The organism is Natronotalea proteinilytica, assembly GCF_055379935.1.
In genome coordinates, this window is record NZ_AP043947.1 from 558,337 (window position 1) to 574,831 (window position 16,495).

General features: G+C 56.4%; 12 protein-coding genes. 10 read left to right on the top strand and 2 right to left on the bottom strand.

Annotation, left to right across the window (positions count from 1 at the left end; genetic code table 11):
- Positions 1-4: 4 nt before the first annotated feature.
- The gene (locus tag ACZ5AL_RS02495; protein WP_464511953.1) at positions 5-811 is read right to left on the bottom strand and encodes a biotin--[acetyl-CoA-carboxylase] ligase; all 807 of its coding nucleotides are present in this window, start codon (positions 809-811) and stop codon (positions 5-7) included.
- A 383-nt stretch (positions 812-1,194) separates the two neighbouring features.
- Between ACZ5AL_RS02495 and ACZ5AL_RS02500 the strand changes: the two genes are divergently transcribed.
- Positions 1,195-2,604: a cytochrome ubiquinol oxidase subunit I gene (locus tag ACZ5AL_RS02500; protein WP_464511955.1), complete on the top strand. Its 1,410-nt coding sequence runs from the start codon at positions 1,195-1,197 to the stop codon at positions 2,602-2,604.
- Entirely contained in the window at positions 2,597-3,598 is a 1,002-nt protein-coding gene (locus ACZ5AL_RS02505; protein WP_464511956.1) for a cytochrome d ubiquinol oxidase subunit II, read from the top strand. Before ACZ5AL_RS02500 ends, ACZ5AL_RS02505 begins: the two co-directional genes overlap by 8 nt.
- A gap of 300 nt (positions 3,599-3,898) precedes the next feature.
- Here the strand turns inward: ACZ5AL_RS02505 and ACZ5AL_RS02510 are convergent, their stop codons facing one another.
- On the bottom strand, positions 3,899-4,711 hold the full coding sequence (locus ACZ5AL_RS02510; protein WP_464511957.1) for a hypothetical protein: 813 nt from the start codon (positions 4,709-4,711) through the stop codon (positions 3,899-3,901).
- 182 nt (positions 4,712-4,893) lie between these two features.
- Here ACZ5AL_RS02510 and ACZ5AL_RS02515 point away from each other — a divergent pair, with 182 nt between their 5' ends.
- The 8 genes from ACZ5AL_RS02515 (at position 4,894) to ACZ5AL_RS02550 (ending at position 16,468) form a co-directional block, all read left to right on the top strand.
- A complete protein-coding gene (locus ACZ5AL_RS02515) occupies positions 4,894-5,718 on the top strand; it encodes an inositol monophosphatase family protein (RefSeq protein WP_464511958.1) in 825 nt (274 codons plus the stop codon).
- A 69-nt stretch (positions 5,719-5,787) separates the two neighbouring features.
- Positions 5,788-6,630 (top strand): enoyl-ACP reductase FabI, encoded by an 843-nt coding sequence (locus ACZ5AL_RS02520; RefSeq protein WP_464511960.1) that lies wholly within the window; start codon positions 5,788-5,790, stop codon positions 6,628-6,630.
- Between the two features lie 735 nt (positions 6,631-7,365).
- Entirely contained in the window at positions 7,366-8,142 is a 777-nt protein-coding gene (locus tag ACZ5AL_RS02525) for an HAD family hydrolase (protein WP_464511961.1), read from the top strand.
- Between the two features lie 12 nt (positions 8,143-8,154).
- A complete protein-coding gene (locus ACZ5AL_RS02530; RefSeq protein WP_464511962.1) occupies positions 8,155-8,964 on the top strand; it encodes a L,D-transpeptidase family protein in 810 nt (269 codons plus the stop codon).
- A gap of 154 nt (positions 8,965-9,118) precedes the next feature.
- Positions 9,119-9,826 carry a TonB family protein gene (locus ACZ5AL_RS02535; protein WP_464511963.1) on the top strand — a complete coding sequence of 236 codons (708 nt, stop codon included), beginning with the start codon at positions 9,119-9,121 and terminating at the stop codon, positions 9,824-9,826.
- Between the two features lie 726 nt (positions 9,827-10,552).
- Positions 10,553-14,719 (top strand): T9SS type A sorting domain-containing protein, encoded by a 4,167-nt coding sequence (locus ACZ5AL_RS02540; RefSeq protein ID WP_464511965.1) that lies wholly within the window; start codon positions 10,553-10,555, stop codon positions 14,717-14,719.
- Between the two features lie 313 nt (positions 14,720-15,032).
- On the top strand, positions 15,033-16,133 hold the full coding sequence (locus ACZ5AL_RS02545; RefSeq protein ID WP_464511966.1) for a hypothetical protein: 1,101 nt from the start codon (positions 15,033-15,035) through the stop codon (positions 16,131-16,133).
- A 2-nt stretch (positions 16,134-16,135) separates the two neighbouring features.
- Positions 16,136-16,468, top strand: a complete 333-nt coding sequence (locus tag ACZ5AL_RS02550) for a PqqD family protein (protein WP_464511967.1) — start codon at positions 16,136-16,138, stop codon at positions 16,466-16,468.
- Positions 16,469-16,495: the final 27 nt, after the last annotated feature.

Sequence of the window (16,495 nt, forward strand, 5' to 3'; positions counted from 1 at the left end):
GCCGTTACGCTGGACGCGTGGTGATTTCGCCCGCGCTGAAAATGCGTTCGCCGTAGGGTGTTTCCATCCGCAGAGCCCCCTCAGGGGTGATACCGACCACTGTGCCCGTGCACTCTCCGGAGGCATCGGGACGACGAACGGTGCGGGACGTGCCGCGGTGAAGCATGCACGCTTCGTAATCGTGGCGTATCGTGCGGCGCCCAGAGGCTGTATGGAGGGCATCGTAGTGCGTTTCAAGCTGCATCATGATGGCAGCCCAGAGCGCAGCACGCGGGTGGGGTTGGCCGGTGGCTAGCCGAATGGAGGTAGCAGACACCGCCTCCGGAAACGCGGTCTGGTTCACATTGCATCCAATGCCGAGCACAACAAACGTGGCGGCCCCGGCATCGGACGGCGTGCCGCGAAGCGTGGTTTCAAGCAGCATGCCACAGCACTTGCGTCCGTCAATGAGCACATCGTTGGGCCATTTGATGGATGGTGCGATAGGCGTTTGCCCAGCAATCGCATCGGCTACGGCGAGGCTGGCGGCCAGTGGAATCAGCGTGAGCCAGCGGGCCTCCAGTGCCGGGCGTAGGATAACCGATCCGGTGAGGGCTTGATGCGGCGGAGCGATCCAGGAGCGTCCATGGCGGCCTCGGCCTTTCGTTTGGTGCTCTGCAAGCACCACTGCGCCCTCTGGGGCTCCACGGCGGGCCCAGTCGGCGGCGACGGCATTGGTAGAAGGCACGCTGTCGTGATACTGCATGGGGCGGCCCAGGCGGTCGGTGTGGAGCGCCTCAGCGATGGCGGTGTCAAGGGCGGTGTTTGGCATGAGGAGCAGCGTAATCCGTGGAATAACGATAAGATGGTATCGGCTCAACCCTAATACATCAGGAGGGGGGCCATGTTACTATGCCTCTCTTTTGGGTAAAATGCGGGAAACTAGAAATGGGCCATCTGCCGCCGATAAAAAAGCAAACAGAGTGAGTGGCATACGTATCGAGCGTTTCGACCTCTGGACCGTAATTCCTAAAAATAACGCGTTCACATGAGTCTATTAGTGCTTTGAGGCGAACTTCATACAGGTGTAGAACTCGCTTAACGCAGACTGGTAGACAAACATGCATTTACTTGTAACAACAAGTTAGGAGGTGCTGGAAACGGAGATGCCATCAGGCTGAGACGTTGTACCTGCATACTCCGAGGGCTGCTTGCATGGAGTTAATATCTACCCTCTCGTTTCTAAGTCCCGAACTGGCGAGCCGTCTTCAGTTCGGGTGGACGATTACCATCCACATCATTTTTGCCGCTACCTCGATTGGCCTTGCGCCTTTCCTGGTGTACTTTACGGTGCAAGAAGTTCGGAACGATAGCGAAAAGTATGCTCGTCTCAGGGCGTTCTGGACAAAGATCTTTGCGGTTGGTTTTATCATGGGAACGGTGACGGGCATTCCCATGGGGTTTATGTTTGGAACGAACTTTAGCGTGTTCTCTGAGGTGGCGGGCGAAATGATTGGCGGACCGCTCTCCTTCGAAACCAAAATGGCGTTCTTTACCGAGGCGGTCTTTCTGGGGATCATGCTCTTCGGGCGTCATCGCGTGCCCGGTTGGTTCTACGTCTTTTCGTCGGTAATGGTGGCTGTAGGCGCCTGGTTGTCTGCATTCTGGATCATCGTGGTTAATGCCTGGATGCAAACGCCGCAAGGCTTTGAATTGGTTGAGAAAGGAGGCATTGAGGTGGCACAGCTGACAGATCCGCTTGCCGCGTTTTTGAGTCCGCGTATGCCATGGATGTACGCACACATGCAGACAGCCTCTGTTATCTCGGTAGCTCTTGTTATCGCAGGGGTAGCGGCCTACTTTGTCTGGAAGAACCGCGACAATGTCGTGTGGCGCACTGCTTTAAAGGCCTCAGTGCTGGTGATTCTGGTCACATCCATTATCCAAGTTGTGCAGGGCGACATGTACGGCCGACATGTTGAGCAGACGCAGCCTCAGAAGTTTGCTGCGATGGAGGCCCACTACGAAACGGGATCTGCCGATCTTCACCTCATTGCCTTTCCAACAGAACTGGAAGCTTTCACGGACCCACGAGCTGAAAATCTGTACACCATCAGCATTCCGTATCTGGCATCATTCCTTGCCAGCGGAGGAGATCCGGACCACGAGGTGACCGGGCTGAACGACTTTGACTACGAGGCTCCTCCGGTAGCCTGGGTCTTTTGGTCCTTTCGCATCATGGTTGGCCTAGGGTTCTTGTTTGTAGCACTTGGGCTTTGGGGCGGTTATCGCCTCTGGCGAGGAGGGCTCTATCAGGATACACTGTATCTGAAGACCATGATGGCGTCTGCTCCGCTTGGATTCGTAGCGCTTATCACCGGATGGTACGTCACGGAAATTGGTCGGCAGCCCTGGATCATCCAGGATGTTCTTCGTACGGAGGATGGGGTGTCGACCACGCTGTCCTCAGCCGAGGCCACCTTCACGTTGCTTGCCTTTGTGGTGGGCTATATCGTGCTCTTTGGCATCTTCATGTACGTGTTCAAGCGGTTGATTGGCAAAGAACGCGCTGAGATGACTGAATCCGTTTCTCACGAATCATCGCCTGCACGTGACCATGGATAGGATTTTCTCAACATCGGAGTATCTGCTCCCCGCTCTGCCTGAGATCTGGTTTGGCTTTGTAATGGTATCCATAGGCGGGTATCTGCTGCTCGATGGCTTCGACTTCGGGCTGGGCATGTTGTACGGCGAAGCGAATGAAAGCGAGCGTCAGACCCTGCTCGCTGCGTTTGGACCCGTTTGGAAGGCCAATGAGGTGTGGCTCGTTCTCTTTGGCACCGTGCTCTTTGCCGGCTTTCCGCGTGTCTATGGAACGCTCCTGAGCGATCATTACCTGCTCGTTTTTGCACTGCTCTTTGCCCTTTCGATGCGTGGCCTTGGCTCGAAACTGCGCGAAGAGTCGGCTGGAGATAGATGGGTGCAGTTCTGGGACCGTGCGTTCGTTGCGGGTAGTGTGTTCTCTCCGTTCTTACTGGGGATGCTCGCCGGAAGTTGGGTGCTGGGGGCTGCATCACCGTTCGAACTGGGCCCGCTGATGATTGGCTTCACACTGGTCGCCCTCTCCCTGATGCTGGGTGCTTCGTTTTTAGCCACAAAAACCGAAGGCCCATTACAGCAGCGAATGGCCAGGCGCGCTCGCTGGAATAGCCTGGCTTACCTTGCCGTTGTCGTACTTACAGCTGTCGTGCTCTATGTGGCACATCCCGGTGTTCGCGAAGCGCTATTCTCCATACCGGCTGCACTTATCGTCGTCGGATCGGTGATGAGCGTTGTACTTGTCATGCGTCTGCAACAGCAAGGCAAACACATGGCAGCATTGGGCGGGGCGGGCAGTGCAGCAGCTTTGCTTGTGATGTTGGTGGCCTATCTCATGTATCCGTTTGTGTATCCCGCTGACGCACTCACCATACGGGATGCAGTTGTATCTCCCCTGCCGATGAATACAACTTTTGTGATGGCCGTCATTTTCTTTCCGGTTGTAATTGTTTACTTCGGGTTCCTCTATTCCGTCTTTAGCGGCCCGGCGCGCCCTCAAGAGCAACCTGGATATGGATGAGCCAGGCCAAATATGTAAGACTTAAGTAGATCAACAAAAATACGTTTACATCTTGTCATCGCGAGGAGGGAGCTTGCGACCGACGTGGCGATCTCATGCCTTTCGATTGGGCGGTGTCGACCAGTTTGAAGGCACAAGATTGCACCCTAAAGGCACTCCTTCGCTGACGCTCCTCGCAATGACATACTCGAAGGTTCTTATGTGTGCCTACTTAGATCTGAGTTGTCAGTAGCTGCTGAACGCCGAGAGGAGGCTCGACGCACCAGAATGTTGGTGGACTTCGGCGTTTGGCACCACTAACTACATCTCCTCCAACACACGCAGCGTGGTCACGCTTTGCACGGACTCGGGACTGCGCAGGGGGACGGTAAGCCGGGTGCGAAAGCGCATGGTGTGGGGTAGCCAGGCATCGGTTGGGCTAGGCTGCAGGGTAATCACGAAGAAACTATCTTCTTCATAGAGGAGCGCGCGCTCGGCCCGAACTACATACGTGCCAATCACTGTGTTCGTGCCGGGCAAGACATCCACACGCGCATAGGGTAGCGTAAGGCCTCGTCCGTCTTCTGTGTCGCGTGCTACAATTTCGATGCGATCCACTGCAAGTCCACGTCCAATCGTATCGCGGTGCACGCCGTAGTGATAGGCGGATCGCTTACGGGCTTCCAGAAACGGTGGATCTTCGGGGTAGGCGTCGCGCAGTCGGTTTTGAGGCAATTGTGAGGGATCTCCCTCCGGCGCAAATCCCCCTAAGCGGCGATCGGGCAGTGTCCCCCACTCCTCATGGTTGACGCGCGTTGGGGACGCATCCAGCGGGTGGTGCCAGGTCTCCGTCTGTTGGCCGCGCAGGGCCCCGTTGGGGGTGAACACATCGGTACGGCGGATGCGCTCAAGCGGATGGCGCGGCAGGGCGGCAAATGCCGAATCTATAAGCGCGAAGTCCAGATTCTCCAGCTGCTCTACCACCGTGTCGCCGGTTTCGCTCCATGCTGTGGTGTCGGCCTCGGGAAGAAACCGGGGCGGCGGGTCGAGCTCCGATTGGCATCCCACTGTTAGGAGCAGTGCAAGCACAGGGGCGAAGAAAGGAAGCGGCATCCGAAACGAAGCAGGGGACATACAACACATACATCGAGCGAGAAAAACGAGCATAGGCAATTCGATGAAAAATTGATCGGGGCTCCTCCCGTACGCCTGCATGGGTCGCCTCCGATGCCTATGTTGGAGCGTACCCCACACCCATACGCGCCGAAAAGTTTCAGGCGGTGGGTATTTGTATCAACCCGTTGTACCTACGCTCTATGGATACTTCTGCTTCGCATCGACATGCACGTTCGGTTGCTGAGACGGCGGCGCGTGCTGCTGGCACCGTGATTCGTCGGTACGTGGGGAACGATCCGTCGGTGCAGGCTAAAGGCACCAATGATTTTGTGACCGAGGCCGATACGGCAGCGCAGGAGGCGGTTGTGCAAGTGCTTCAGGACGCGTTTCCGGATGATGCGATACTGGCCGAGGAGCAAGACGATGCGGAGTTGGCCGCGCCCGACTATGACGGGCGACGTTGGATCATCGATCCGATCGATGGCACTACCAACTTTATGCACGGCCTGCCTCCGTATGCGGTGAGCATTGCGCTGCAGGAAGGCTCCGAGATTGTGGCTGCGGTAGTGTACGATGTAGCTCACGATAAGCTCTATGCCGCCGTTCTTGGCGAAGGTGCCATCTGCAACGGTGAGCCCATTCGTGTCAACCAGTCGGCTGAACTGCAGGAGGCGCTTGTTGCTACCGGGTTTCCGTACCGGCGTGTTGAGCATATAGATACGTATCTGCAGGTGCTGCGTGAGGTGCTCCTCACCACACGCGGAGTGCGCAGACACGGGGCCGCCTCGATCGACCTGGTGCGTGTGGCTGCCGGACACGTAGGCGCGTTCTACGAAACCGGTTTGCGTCCCTGGGATGTGGCGGCTGGCGCGCTCATTCTGCGCGAAGCGGGCGGCATGCTCACTGACTTTGAAGGCCAAGGGGCGCTCACGCCGATCTTTGAACGACAGGTTATGGCCACCAACGGGCGCCTACACGATGCCCTGCAACCCCTGCTTGCTCCGCTCATTGACACCCATGCCTGACGAACACGCTATCCGAAATGAACTCGTTGGGCTCTTACTACACTGACTTTTTCCTCAACCCCTGATTGTATGTCTGATTCTGGATATGGACTTCTCGAAGGCAAAACTGGCATCATTTTTGGCGCACTGACAGAAGACAGCATCGCCTGGCACGTGGCCGAGGCCGCCCACCGCGAGGGCGCACAGTTTGCGCTCTCGAACGCTCCGGTTGCACGCCGCCTGGGCAGCATGGACGAACTGGCCAACGCCACCGATAGCCCCGTCATCTGGGCCGACGCCACCAGCGACGATGACCTCGAAGCGCTCTTCAACGAGCTCAACGAGACCTACGAGGGCGGTATCGACTTTATCGTTCACTCCATCGGGATGGGCGTGAATGTGCGCAAAGATAAGCCGTACGAAGACCTGAACTACAACTGGTATCAAAAGACCCTCGATATTTCGTCGGTGAGCTTGCACCGCATTGTGCACCACGCGCTTGAAACCGGTGCGCTGAACGATGGCGGATCGGTGGTGGCCATGAGCTATATCGGCGCGCAGCGCATCTTCTCGAAGTACTCCGAGATGGGCGATGCCAAGGCGCTGCTTGAAAGCATTGTGCGCTCCTTTGGCTACCGACTTGGTAAGCGCGATATCCGCATCAATGCCGTGTCCCAGAGCCCCACCCGCACCACAGCCGGTTCGGGCATTGAAGGATTCGACGCCATGTATGAATTCGCCGAGCGCGTTTCGCCCATGGGTAATGCCGATGCTGCCAGCTGTGCCGATTACACCGTTACGCTCTTGAGCGACCTCACACGCATGGTCACGATGCAGACCCTCTACCACGACGGCGGATTCAGCACCATGGGCATCTCCGATGAACTGGTTGAGGCCATGCGCGACGCCTTCGAGAACGCCGACGATGCCTAACCACAGCCCCTGTTGCTCTGTCCCGCCTGAATGATGAGGGTTCAACATTGTCATCGCGGCCAAGGCGCCCCAGCGCCCCAGCGCCGGGATCTTCCCTGGCAATATAGCCGGAGCGTTGGTCTCGTACAACCCTTTAAATGATGTCATCTTGAGCGTAGCCTGACACGAGCGGAGCGAGATCCCGGATCAGGTCCGGGACAGGCGAACGCAGTAAGTAAAGATCTCCCCCGACTTGGGTCTAGTCTATGCACACAACCTGAGATGGTGATAATCGTTGATGGTCGCTTTCCTGTCCTGAACTCGATTCAGGATCTGGATGACATTCTAGGGGTGGCATTTGGGGTGAAAGGGTGCTTTCGTCTCCCAGCACCGCCCCCCGACACGTCATCCTGAACTTGATTCAGGATCCACTCGCCCGAGCAGACGCCCAGGTGGGTTCTTTTTGTGGGGCCAACAGTCTCTCATTGAGCAGACGGTGGGGAAGTCAAATTTCCCATCAACGAAATATCAGAGAGAAAGTTATGTGTAAGAACTATGACCCTGGGCAGGGCCGCTGAATCGTCCAGAGCCTGCTGAACATCGCGGAGATGGTTCGGCTGCGGCCTCCTCCGTCGGCCTTCGCTCACCATGACAGGTGTTTTGAAGGTGATGAGACGTAGAGCCGGGATCTTCCCTGACAACGTAGCCAGATCATTGGCCGCGTACAACCCAAACACTGATCTGTCACACACCACCATGCCCCGCATTCGCTTATTTGTGTCGGACATCGACGGCTGTCTTGCGGCGCCGTATACGCCGTACAACTTAGATACGCTACATACACTGGCCACGTACACTCGTGAAGCAGGGTCTATGGACACGCGCGGCGATGCCGTTCTTCCGGTGCTTTCCCTCTGCTCGGGGCGCCCGTATTCATACGTTGAAGCCATGTCGCAGGTGCTGGGACTGACTACGCCCGTGCTTTTTGAGAGCGGCGCCGGGATGTTCGATCCGGTGGCGGCGCAAACGACATGGCACCCCGCCTTCACAACCGAGTTACAGGAGCAGATAGCCACCATGCGCGACTGGTTTGCGCGCGAGGCTGTGCCCGGCACCAAAATATCAATCGACCATGGCAAGCGGGCCCAGGCGGGCATCGTCACGCCCGACCCCGACGAGATTAAAGCCGTGCGGCCTCGTGCCATTGCGTTTGCCGACAAGCATCTGCCTGACTTAAAGGTGTGCACCACCGATGTATCCATCGATGTGATTTCTCCCACCATCACCAAAGAAGTTGGATTGCAGTGGCTGGGCGAGCACCTGGATGTAGACCTCAGCGAAATGGCGTTCATCGGCGACACCGATGGCGACATTGAGGCGATTCAGGCGACCGCTTATGGCTTTGCCCCCGCCAACGCCCACGATATTGTGAAAGCCGAAGCCGATTACGTAACTGAGAGTGCCGTGGCTGAGGGCACGCTGGAGGCGTATCGGCACTGCATGACCACCAACGCCGAAATGGATTCGGCTTAAGTCTCCGTTTGTATGGATTCCTTTATATCCCCCATGTACACGTTTCGCTTCCTATTCGCTACCTGCCTGGTCTTGGGCATCGGTCTGCTGGTGGGTCCTATTGCCCATGGGCAGCCCGCTTCCGACCGTGTGGAGCATGCTGCTGAAGAGATTTCTGATGCGGCTCTGCATTACATAACCGGCCACCAAGGGACGCGGTTGTATCGGTATGCCAATGATAATGCGCCCCTGCAGCGCATGCCCGTTCGCACACCGCTTCATGAGTTAGGATGTGAAGACGAATGGTGTCGGGTGCAGTTGGAAGATGGTGATCAAGGGTACGTGCGCGAAGAAGCACTCTCCAATGTATGGATCCATGTCGATAAAGACCGCCGCCGTGTGCATGTGTATGCAGGTCCAGAACACGTATCCACATACAAAGCCGACTTTGGTCCGAATGTGTTTTTGGACAAAGAGCGGCGGGGCAGTCAGCAAGAAAGCGATCACTGGCGTACGCCCGAAGGCCTTTTTCATGTTGTGAATAGAAATTCAAACAGCATGTACTACAAAGCGCTCGTGCTCGACTATCCCGGACGCGATGATGCCGAGCGTGGGCTGGAGCAGGGCTTGATTTCGGAGGCTGAGTATGCGTCTATCATCCAAGCGCATGATGAGCGCCGCATGCCGCCGATGTCTACGCAACTCGGTGGGTGGATTGAGATCCATGGCGATGGCACCGGAGCGGCTACCACTTGGACGCGCGGCTGTGTGGCGCTCCACAATAGCGACATGGATCATATTTGGAAGTATGCTGAAGTGGGCACGCCCGTGCTCATTGAATGAAGACGCAGGAGATCGTATTCCTGTGTGGATTTCCGGAACTGCCTGCGCGATCTTCGATTCATGCGAACGAGCGAGTGGCCTGCTTTGGGCTTCTGGCCTTTCGCTCCAGACTAAACGATGTGTCGATCTCTACTTTGAATTGCTATCCCCCCCTATGCGTACTTTATCGTTATCAACGGTTGTCGCTCTACTAGTAAGTGCTTTGGTTCTGGCAGGATGCGGCGAGAGCGATCCGTCAGCCCCCCCTTCCGACTGGGAAACCAATGATGATCGTTGGTGGACAGCGGATGCAGATACGGCTGAAGCATTCCGAGACTTGAGTGACCTGCAAGCCATGGGGGTCTTTGATGAAGAAGAGGCTGAAGACCTGGCCATCGAAGACGACCAGGTAAGCGGTGAACAGTTTATCCGAGGCGTCAAGCAAGGACTCAACGACTTCTATCAGAGCAATCCGCAGGTCATAGATGAACTGTTTGAAGAGTACGCTCGTCCCGAACTGGGTGAGGAAGCGCGCTCTGGCGATGTGGAAGACCTGGTGCAGGAAGCGGTACAAGATGTACGTAATCTGCTCGATACGTATTATCAGCGCCCCCAGCTTGAAGGGAGTCCGAGCGTGACGTACCCCCGTGCGCTTCATGAGGAAGGTGTAAGCGGTACGGTTGTGTTGCAAGTGCGTGTGAACAGCAGCGGCGAGCCTGTAGCGGTACGAGTTCTTGAATCGGTGCACCCTGAACTGGATGCAATCGCCATGCGTGCAGTAGCTACGATGGAAGCGACTCCGGCCCGCGTGCGCTACAGCGAAGATGATGAGTGGGAAGACATCGAAGGGTGGATTCACTTCGATCTGCCGTTCCATGTCTAATCCTTAATTACATTGTAGCATAGCGTACAGATGCGTGCGCCGCCTGTGCTTCAGATGGATTGTTCCATCTTGGAGCACAGGCGGCGTTTTTGTTTTAGGGGGCCTATGGAAATAGCCGTGCTACAGCCTCGCGGTGCCCGTCGGATCGACGCAGAATAGCTGTTCACGCAGCGCTAATTATACGAGATGCGGGACTTCGATGTACACGTTTGTAGAGGCCCGGGATATCCGCTGCGCTCCTGATCCCGGGCTATAGACGGAAGAACGGAACGAGGTGAGCAACCCCATAGCCGGGGACAGTTTGCGTCTCCGGCAACATTGAGGCACGTTTCGTCGTCCGCCGACTGCAAACACCTGTATGATGATTCAACGCAGATGGTATTAGGTCTCGTATCATCCACTATCTCCCCCAAACCAATTAAGAGCAAGACGTTAGCCTATAAATTGCTGGAAGCGGTTGCATCTTGTAGTGGAGATATGTACCTATAAGGTGTAGATATGAAATTAAAGGGGCGCTTCGTAAAAATATTCTGCTACATAACGTGGCAGAGTTCAACAGGATGAGCGTATTGCAAGAAGCCAACTCGTAATAATGTGCTTTATCTCGGTGCGTGACAGCGTCCAGCGCTTCTTCGGTGTTCGTCCGCCTGACGTTGCGATTGCCCCTCAGGTAACCCTCCAACGGTGAATCCCAATCCGGCTCTACCGAACCCCAAACAAATGGTTATGGCTATCCGATACGCAACTGTTCGCTTCCTTTCATGCTTGCTGTTTAGCATTCTTCTTGTTGGTGGGTGGGGCTTCTCGGCCCATGCTCAAACTGTCGCGTTTGACGAGGCCAGCAATTACAACGACTGGGATGGCGATCCTTCTTTCAATGAAGGAAATGGATTCAACGCCTGGACATTTGATCAAGATGAGGCGGGTGGTGATGCTGGTCGTTATTTAGGGGGCACAGCTGGCGGTGCGATTGATCCAGGGTTTGGACTGTTTAGCGGAAACGACCCGGATGCTTTTTCAAGCGCGTTCCGGGGATTTGAGGAGTCCCTTGAGCCTGGAGACACATTCAGCGTTGACATCGGGCATTCCGAGAGAAACTTTGGAGAGATAGGGCTCAATCTTTTTAATGATGGTGATGTCGTTTTCACCTTAAAGCTTGTTGATGAAGTTTCAGAGTGGCAACTCAATGATGGAGGAAATGACTTTGATATTGGTGGCCAGGGTTTCGAGGCAGACACACGGCTGACATTCACCTTCACCTATGAAGGCGGGAGTGAATATTCCTTCACCTTTGGCAATGCCTCAGGAGACAACTTTACAGCCTCGTCCGACATTTCTGCAATTGATGAGGTTGGATTTTTTAACGAGGACCAAGGTGGAGGCGAAAACTTTGGAATTGACAACCTCCAAATTACCGCCGATCCCCCAGTCGTTAACGTGACCCAGGGTACCGATTATAACACCATCCAGGAGGCCATAAATGACGCTAACGCCGGGGACGTAATTGAAGTGGCTGAGGGGACGTATGCAGAGGAGATTGCTGTAACCGTGCCGCTTACTATTGAGGGGGCGAATGCCGGCACGCCGGGTAACGACACCCGTTCTGCGGAGTCGCGTATCGTGCCCGCCTCGGATGGTCAGGATGCGCTCGTGACGGTACAGGCGTCCGATGTTACGCTGGATGGGTTAGCATTCGACAGCGACAATCCAAACTTGACGGGAGATCGCAATGGAAGTGGCGGGGTACTTATCCCTTCCAACGTCACAGGAGCAGGTAATCTGACAATTACCAACAGTGTATTTGAGAATTTCCCGAACGAATCGAGTAGCCCGGGGCTCGCTTTTGGAGCAGGAATTGCAGGGTTAGCTTCAGATGGCAATCCATCGACCGGCAACGAAATTAGCCGCAACCTTTTCCGTAACTTTGAAGGGTATGAGTTCCCGTCAGGGAGCGATCCCGAAAAAGCAAGTGTAGGAATTGGCCTGGCAGACAATTTCTACGCGGACGTATCTGACAACGTCATGAACAATGTGGCGTTTGGCATTCTCATGTTCGGAATTGCTCCTGCCTCTCCGTCTCAGACCATCTCAGGAGGAAGCATTTCGGATGTGCATCGTGGCATTGTATTCTATCCAGGTGATCGTGACGCGGAATATGTCGTTGAAGACGTATCGATCAACCAAGCCGATGAGTTTGGCATTGTGTCGTTCCGGTTTGACGGATCTGCGGAGGGACTCGGCAATGGAAATAGCGATATTGAAACGACCATTCGTAATGTCGAAATAAGAGGGACAGGAAACATTGAGGGTGATGCCTCAGGCATTGCTACCAATGCGTTCGATGGCGACGGCCTGTTAACAACCACCATTGAAGAGAGCACGATCAGCGACAATCAGAAGCGAGGCATCAACGCCCGCGGGGGCGATGACGATGCGGTGTCGGTAACCGTCCTTCGTTCTGTTATTGAAGGCAATGGGTATGATCCGAATGCAAATGAAAATGCAAATGGCATCATCGCGCAGCGTGGTGCAGAAATCACGGTGGAAAACAGCATCGTAAACAATGAGTCAGCGAATCGATCGGCCCCCGAGGCTGATGCGGTGTCGGTGAAAGCAGAAGGACAAGGAGGGGCTGGAGCCGATGGAGGCGTGATGCGTGTTTTTGATTCGCAGATTCTGGCGCCCGTTGGCAATGCCGCCGCTTCAGAGTCTGGAGATGGCGCTGCGTTGGATGCCTCGGGCAACTGGTGGGGCGACACGGATGCGGCTACCTTTGCAATTGATGATGAGGCTGGAGTCATCGACTACTCTCCATTTCTCGCCAGCGATGCCAACGCAGCCACCACCGGTTTTGAAGGCGACTTCTCCACACTCATCCTTGACAGTAACAGTCCCGACCAACAGGCCAATACCAAACTTGAAGAGGCCGTTGCGTTAGGTGGAACCGAGGAAATCATCTTGCAATCAACCGCGGGCGAGTACAATGTGCCTGCTGGAGGTGTGGAAGTGCCCGGACGCCTCAGGGTGGCTGATGACCTCGACTTTGACGGAGCAAGCGGTCCGGTCAGTGTTGTAAACAATGAGTTGGTCGTTGAAGATGGCGTCTCTGCGGACCATGACTTCGATATCCAAAATCGCTTTGTGGGGGCCGATGGACCCGAGGGCGAAAATGCGGGATGGCGTATCCTGGGCGCCCCGCGTGCCGGCGTGACGGGCGACGACTTTAGCAATAATCTGACGCAGGCTTCAGACGGAAGTATTCTCTATACGTGGGATGGCGAAGGCCAAACGTTTGTGGAAGAAGAACTGGAGACAGGCTCGGCGCTTCCATCGGGCGAGGGCTTTTTCCTCTACCTGTTTGACCTTGATAATCGCGACCGCATCGGCCAAGACCCAAGCACCTCGTGTGAGATCGAAGATGCGTGCATTAACGTCGTTGGCCCTGTCGAGGCAGGCAGTCCTACCAACGGATTTGGCGTGCAAGATGTCAGCGTCGATGTGGCAGGCGAAGACAATCCGACCTCTACAGAAGCGGGCTATGTGCTTGGCAATCCGTTCGCGCAGTCGTTCGATCCGGGCGAAATCATCGTCGAATCGACCGGAGACCCATTGGGAGGCGGCGGTAAGTTTGTCGCGAATGTGCAAGCCTGGAATCCGCTGACCGGCGAGTTTGAAGTAATCAACACGAATCCTTCAGATGGAGAATTCGCCCCCTGGCAGGGCTTCTGGGTGCTGCGACAAGAGAATCCGGTGGACCTGCAAGCAGAAACGCTCACGTTCCAGTCGGGCGGTCTCAGCACAGGGGCCCCGTTCATTCCATCCAAGTCAATGGTGGCTCCACAGAACGGACGCCTATTCGTGACCCTTGAATTGCAGGATGCAAGCGGCGAAGTGCAGTCCACAAGTCGTACCTCGCTATACGCGCACGAAGATGCAACCCTGGGTAGTGATGCATACAATGCGTCCCGTATCATGCCCCCGACGTCGTCGTATGCGTTGGCATCGTTTGTGCGCGAGGATGGCGCCCGTCAGGCGCAGCACAGCGTGCCGTACGATCTGAATGACTACGTCGAGATTCCGCTGCACGTGGAAGCAGTCAACATGGAGGGCACGGCGGTGCTTTCTACGGATGACTGGCGCGACATTCCGGCCACGTGGACGCTCGCGGTTACGGATACTCACACCGGTGAAATCACGCAACTGGAGCCCGGCCTCGAGTACGCGTTCGACCTTAGCGGATCGACGGCATCCGGCGACGGGCTCGGCGGACTCGCCTCCGACGAAGTAGAGGACCCCCGCTTCATCGTCACTGCCGGACCAGGCGGTGCCCTGCCGGTCGAACTCACTGACTTCAGCGGTCAGACCGATGGCACGGATGCAGTGCTGGCTTGGACAACCGCGTCGGAGACCGACAACGCGGGCTTCCGCATCCAGCAGCAAACCGATGAGGGCACGTACGAAACGCTGCAGTTTGTTGACGGCGCGGGCACGACCGATGACGAGACCAGCTATCAATTCCGTGTAGAAGACCTTTCGTACGGCGCGCATACCTTCCGCCTGGAGCAGGTAGACCTGGACGGCACCGCCACGCCGTCGGAGCCGGTGACGGTGGAGGTGCAGCTCGAGGAAGCGTTTGCGATGACGCGGATGGCACCGAATCCGGTGTCGCAGCAGGGTCAACTGGAAGTGGCTGTGCGCGAGACGCAAGACGTGACGATTGAGCTGTACGATGCCATCGGACGTCGAGTGCAGACGCTGCATGACGGCACGCTGGAAGGCGGACAGTCGCATCAGGTGCAGGTGGATGCGCAGAGGCTCTCAAGCGGAATGTACTTTGTCCGGATGCGCAGCAGCGCCGGCACACAGACCGAACGCTTTGTGGTCGTGCGGTAACTGAGAATCTTCCATGTCACGTAGTGTTGATATTTTAGCAATAGTCTGATTCAATGAGCAACCAACACGCAAAACATACGCACGATCAGGACGGTGGGCACAAAAACCACACGTCAGATCAGAAACCCGCACGTGATTCCCATACTGAAATCTACGAGCCGCCAAGCGTGCGCCCACTGGGCACACTCCCTGAATCAACAGGGATGCCCACGTCGGCGCAAACCTTTCCGCCTACGCCTACGCCTTGATGGCTTCAATCGACCAGCAAGTAAGGGGGCTTGGATCATGCATGTACCCTGTATGACGAATCCAGATGGTTCGCACAGATGAATCTACCTTTGTAATTGGTGCTGCTGCGTCTCATGCGATTCGGAGTCCGCGCATCCAGGTCACATGGCCTGCTGACAGACAGGTCTTCCGCGACACCAATGAATCCGGAGAGAAGGGGCGTTGGGGCGCAATAGCTGATGCGCTTGCGTTGCGCCCTGTAGCCAAATCTGATGCTCCCATGTCGCCGGATGTGGTCGTGCATGTGTCTTCTGCAGGTCGCATACCGGTGCCGTCCGGGGCGAAGCAGGTCGCCAATGACAAACAGGGAGCCGTGTGGCGCACCTCCAACGGTTGGCTCCTGAAGCGTGCAGGGTACACCGCAACCGTTGCGGCCTCCACCCCGAAGGCAACCCTCTACGCTTCAACGGCTCCAACAGCGATGTACGCCTTTCGCGATCTGATGACGATGTTGCTGCCCCGAACAGGGTGGGTCCCCATACACGCTGCTTGCGTACAGCCTGATGATCCGAACACAAACCGCCCCACGGTGCTCATTGCAGGGCCATCGGGATCCGGAAAGTCCACGCTAACGACGGGCCTCCTACTGGCAGGCTGGCAATGCATAAGCGACGACCTGCTGGTGCTGCCGCCTCCTGAACACGAACGGGTCTTCGCGTACTCCATGATGAAAGCCATCCGCATCTGCGACGATGCATGGACGCGTCTCGGATTGAACGACGCCCACAAAAAACCGCTCGACACGTTCGGACGCTATGCCTCGGCTGCCAAGCATACCCTTACCGCATCAGCGTTACCAGATCGGTCAGGCATGCATTCAAATCGCGCCATTCGTTGCCCACACGGCGCACCCACCTGCATCCTCCTGCCCGAAATTGTAGAGCGCCCCACCAGTGCCCTGGTCCCTTTGTCACGTGTGCAGGCACTGCCTGCACTTATGGCCGAAAGCATTCCCACGACGATCCTTCCCCCCGAGGCAGCACAGGGCCAGTTGCAACGCATCGGCGCGCTGCTGCGTCAGTGCACAACATACCGCCTACACGCCGGGCGCGACCTCTACCAGGACCCCAGCCGCCTGGCTTCGCTGCTCCAAGACGTTGCTTCCGCACCAGTACCCCACCCCTAACCATGTCCAACACCAACACATCTTCAGCGTCCGAACAGCATGCAATTCGACGTACCGACGAGGCGGTGTCTACTCAACTGGATGCCGACTCCACGGTGGTGCTGCACGTCGGCACCCAAACGTACTACGAACTGAATGTCACCGGTCAGGTCGTGTGGCGCTACCTTGGCGAGCACGATAGCGCAACGCTTGCCGAACTCGCCGACGCGCTGCAAACGCACGTGGACGCAACGAACGAGACGCTTACCAATGCGCAAGCGCAATCAGATGTGCAGGCCTTTGTACAGTCGATGAAAGACGCCGATCTTGTAGAACCGGTCCCCCCGACGGATTGATGTCGCGTTGCTCTGCCCTACCATACC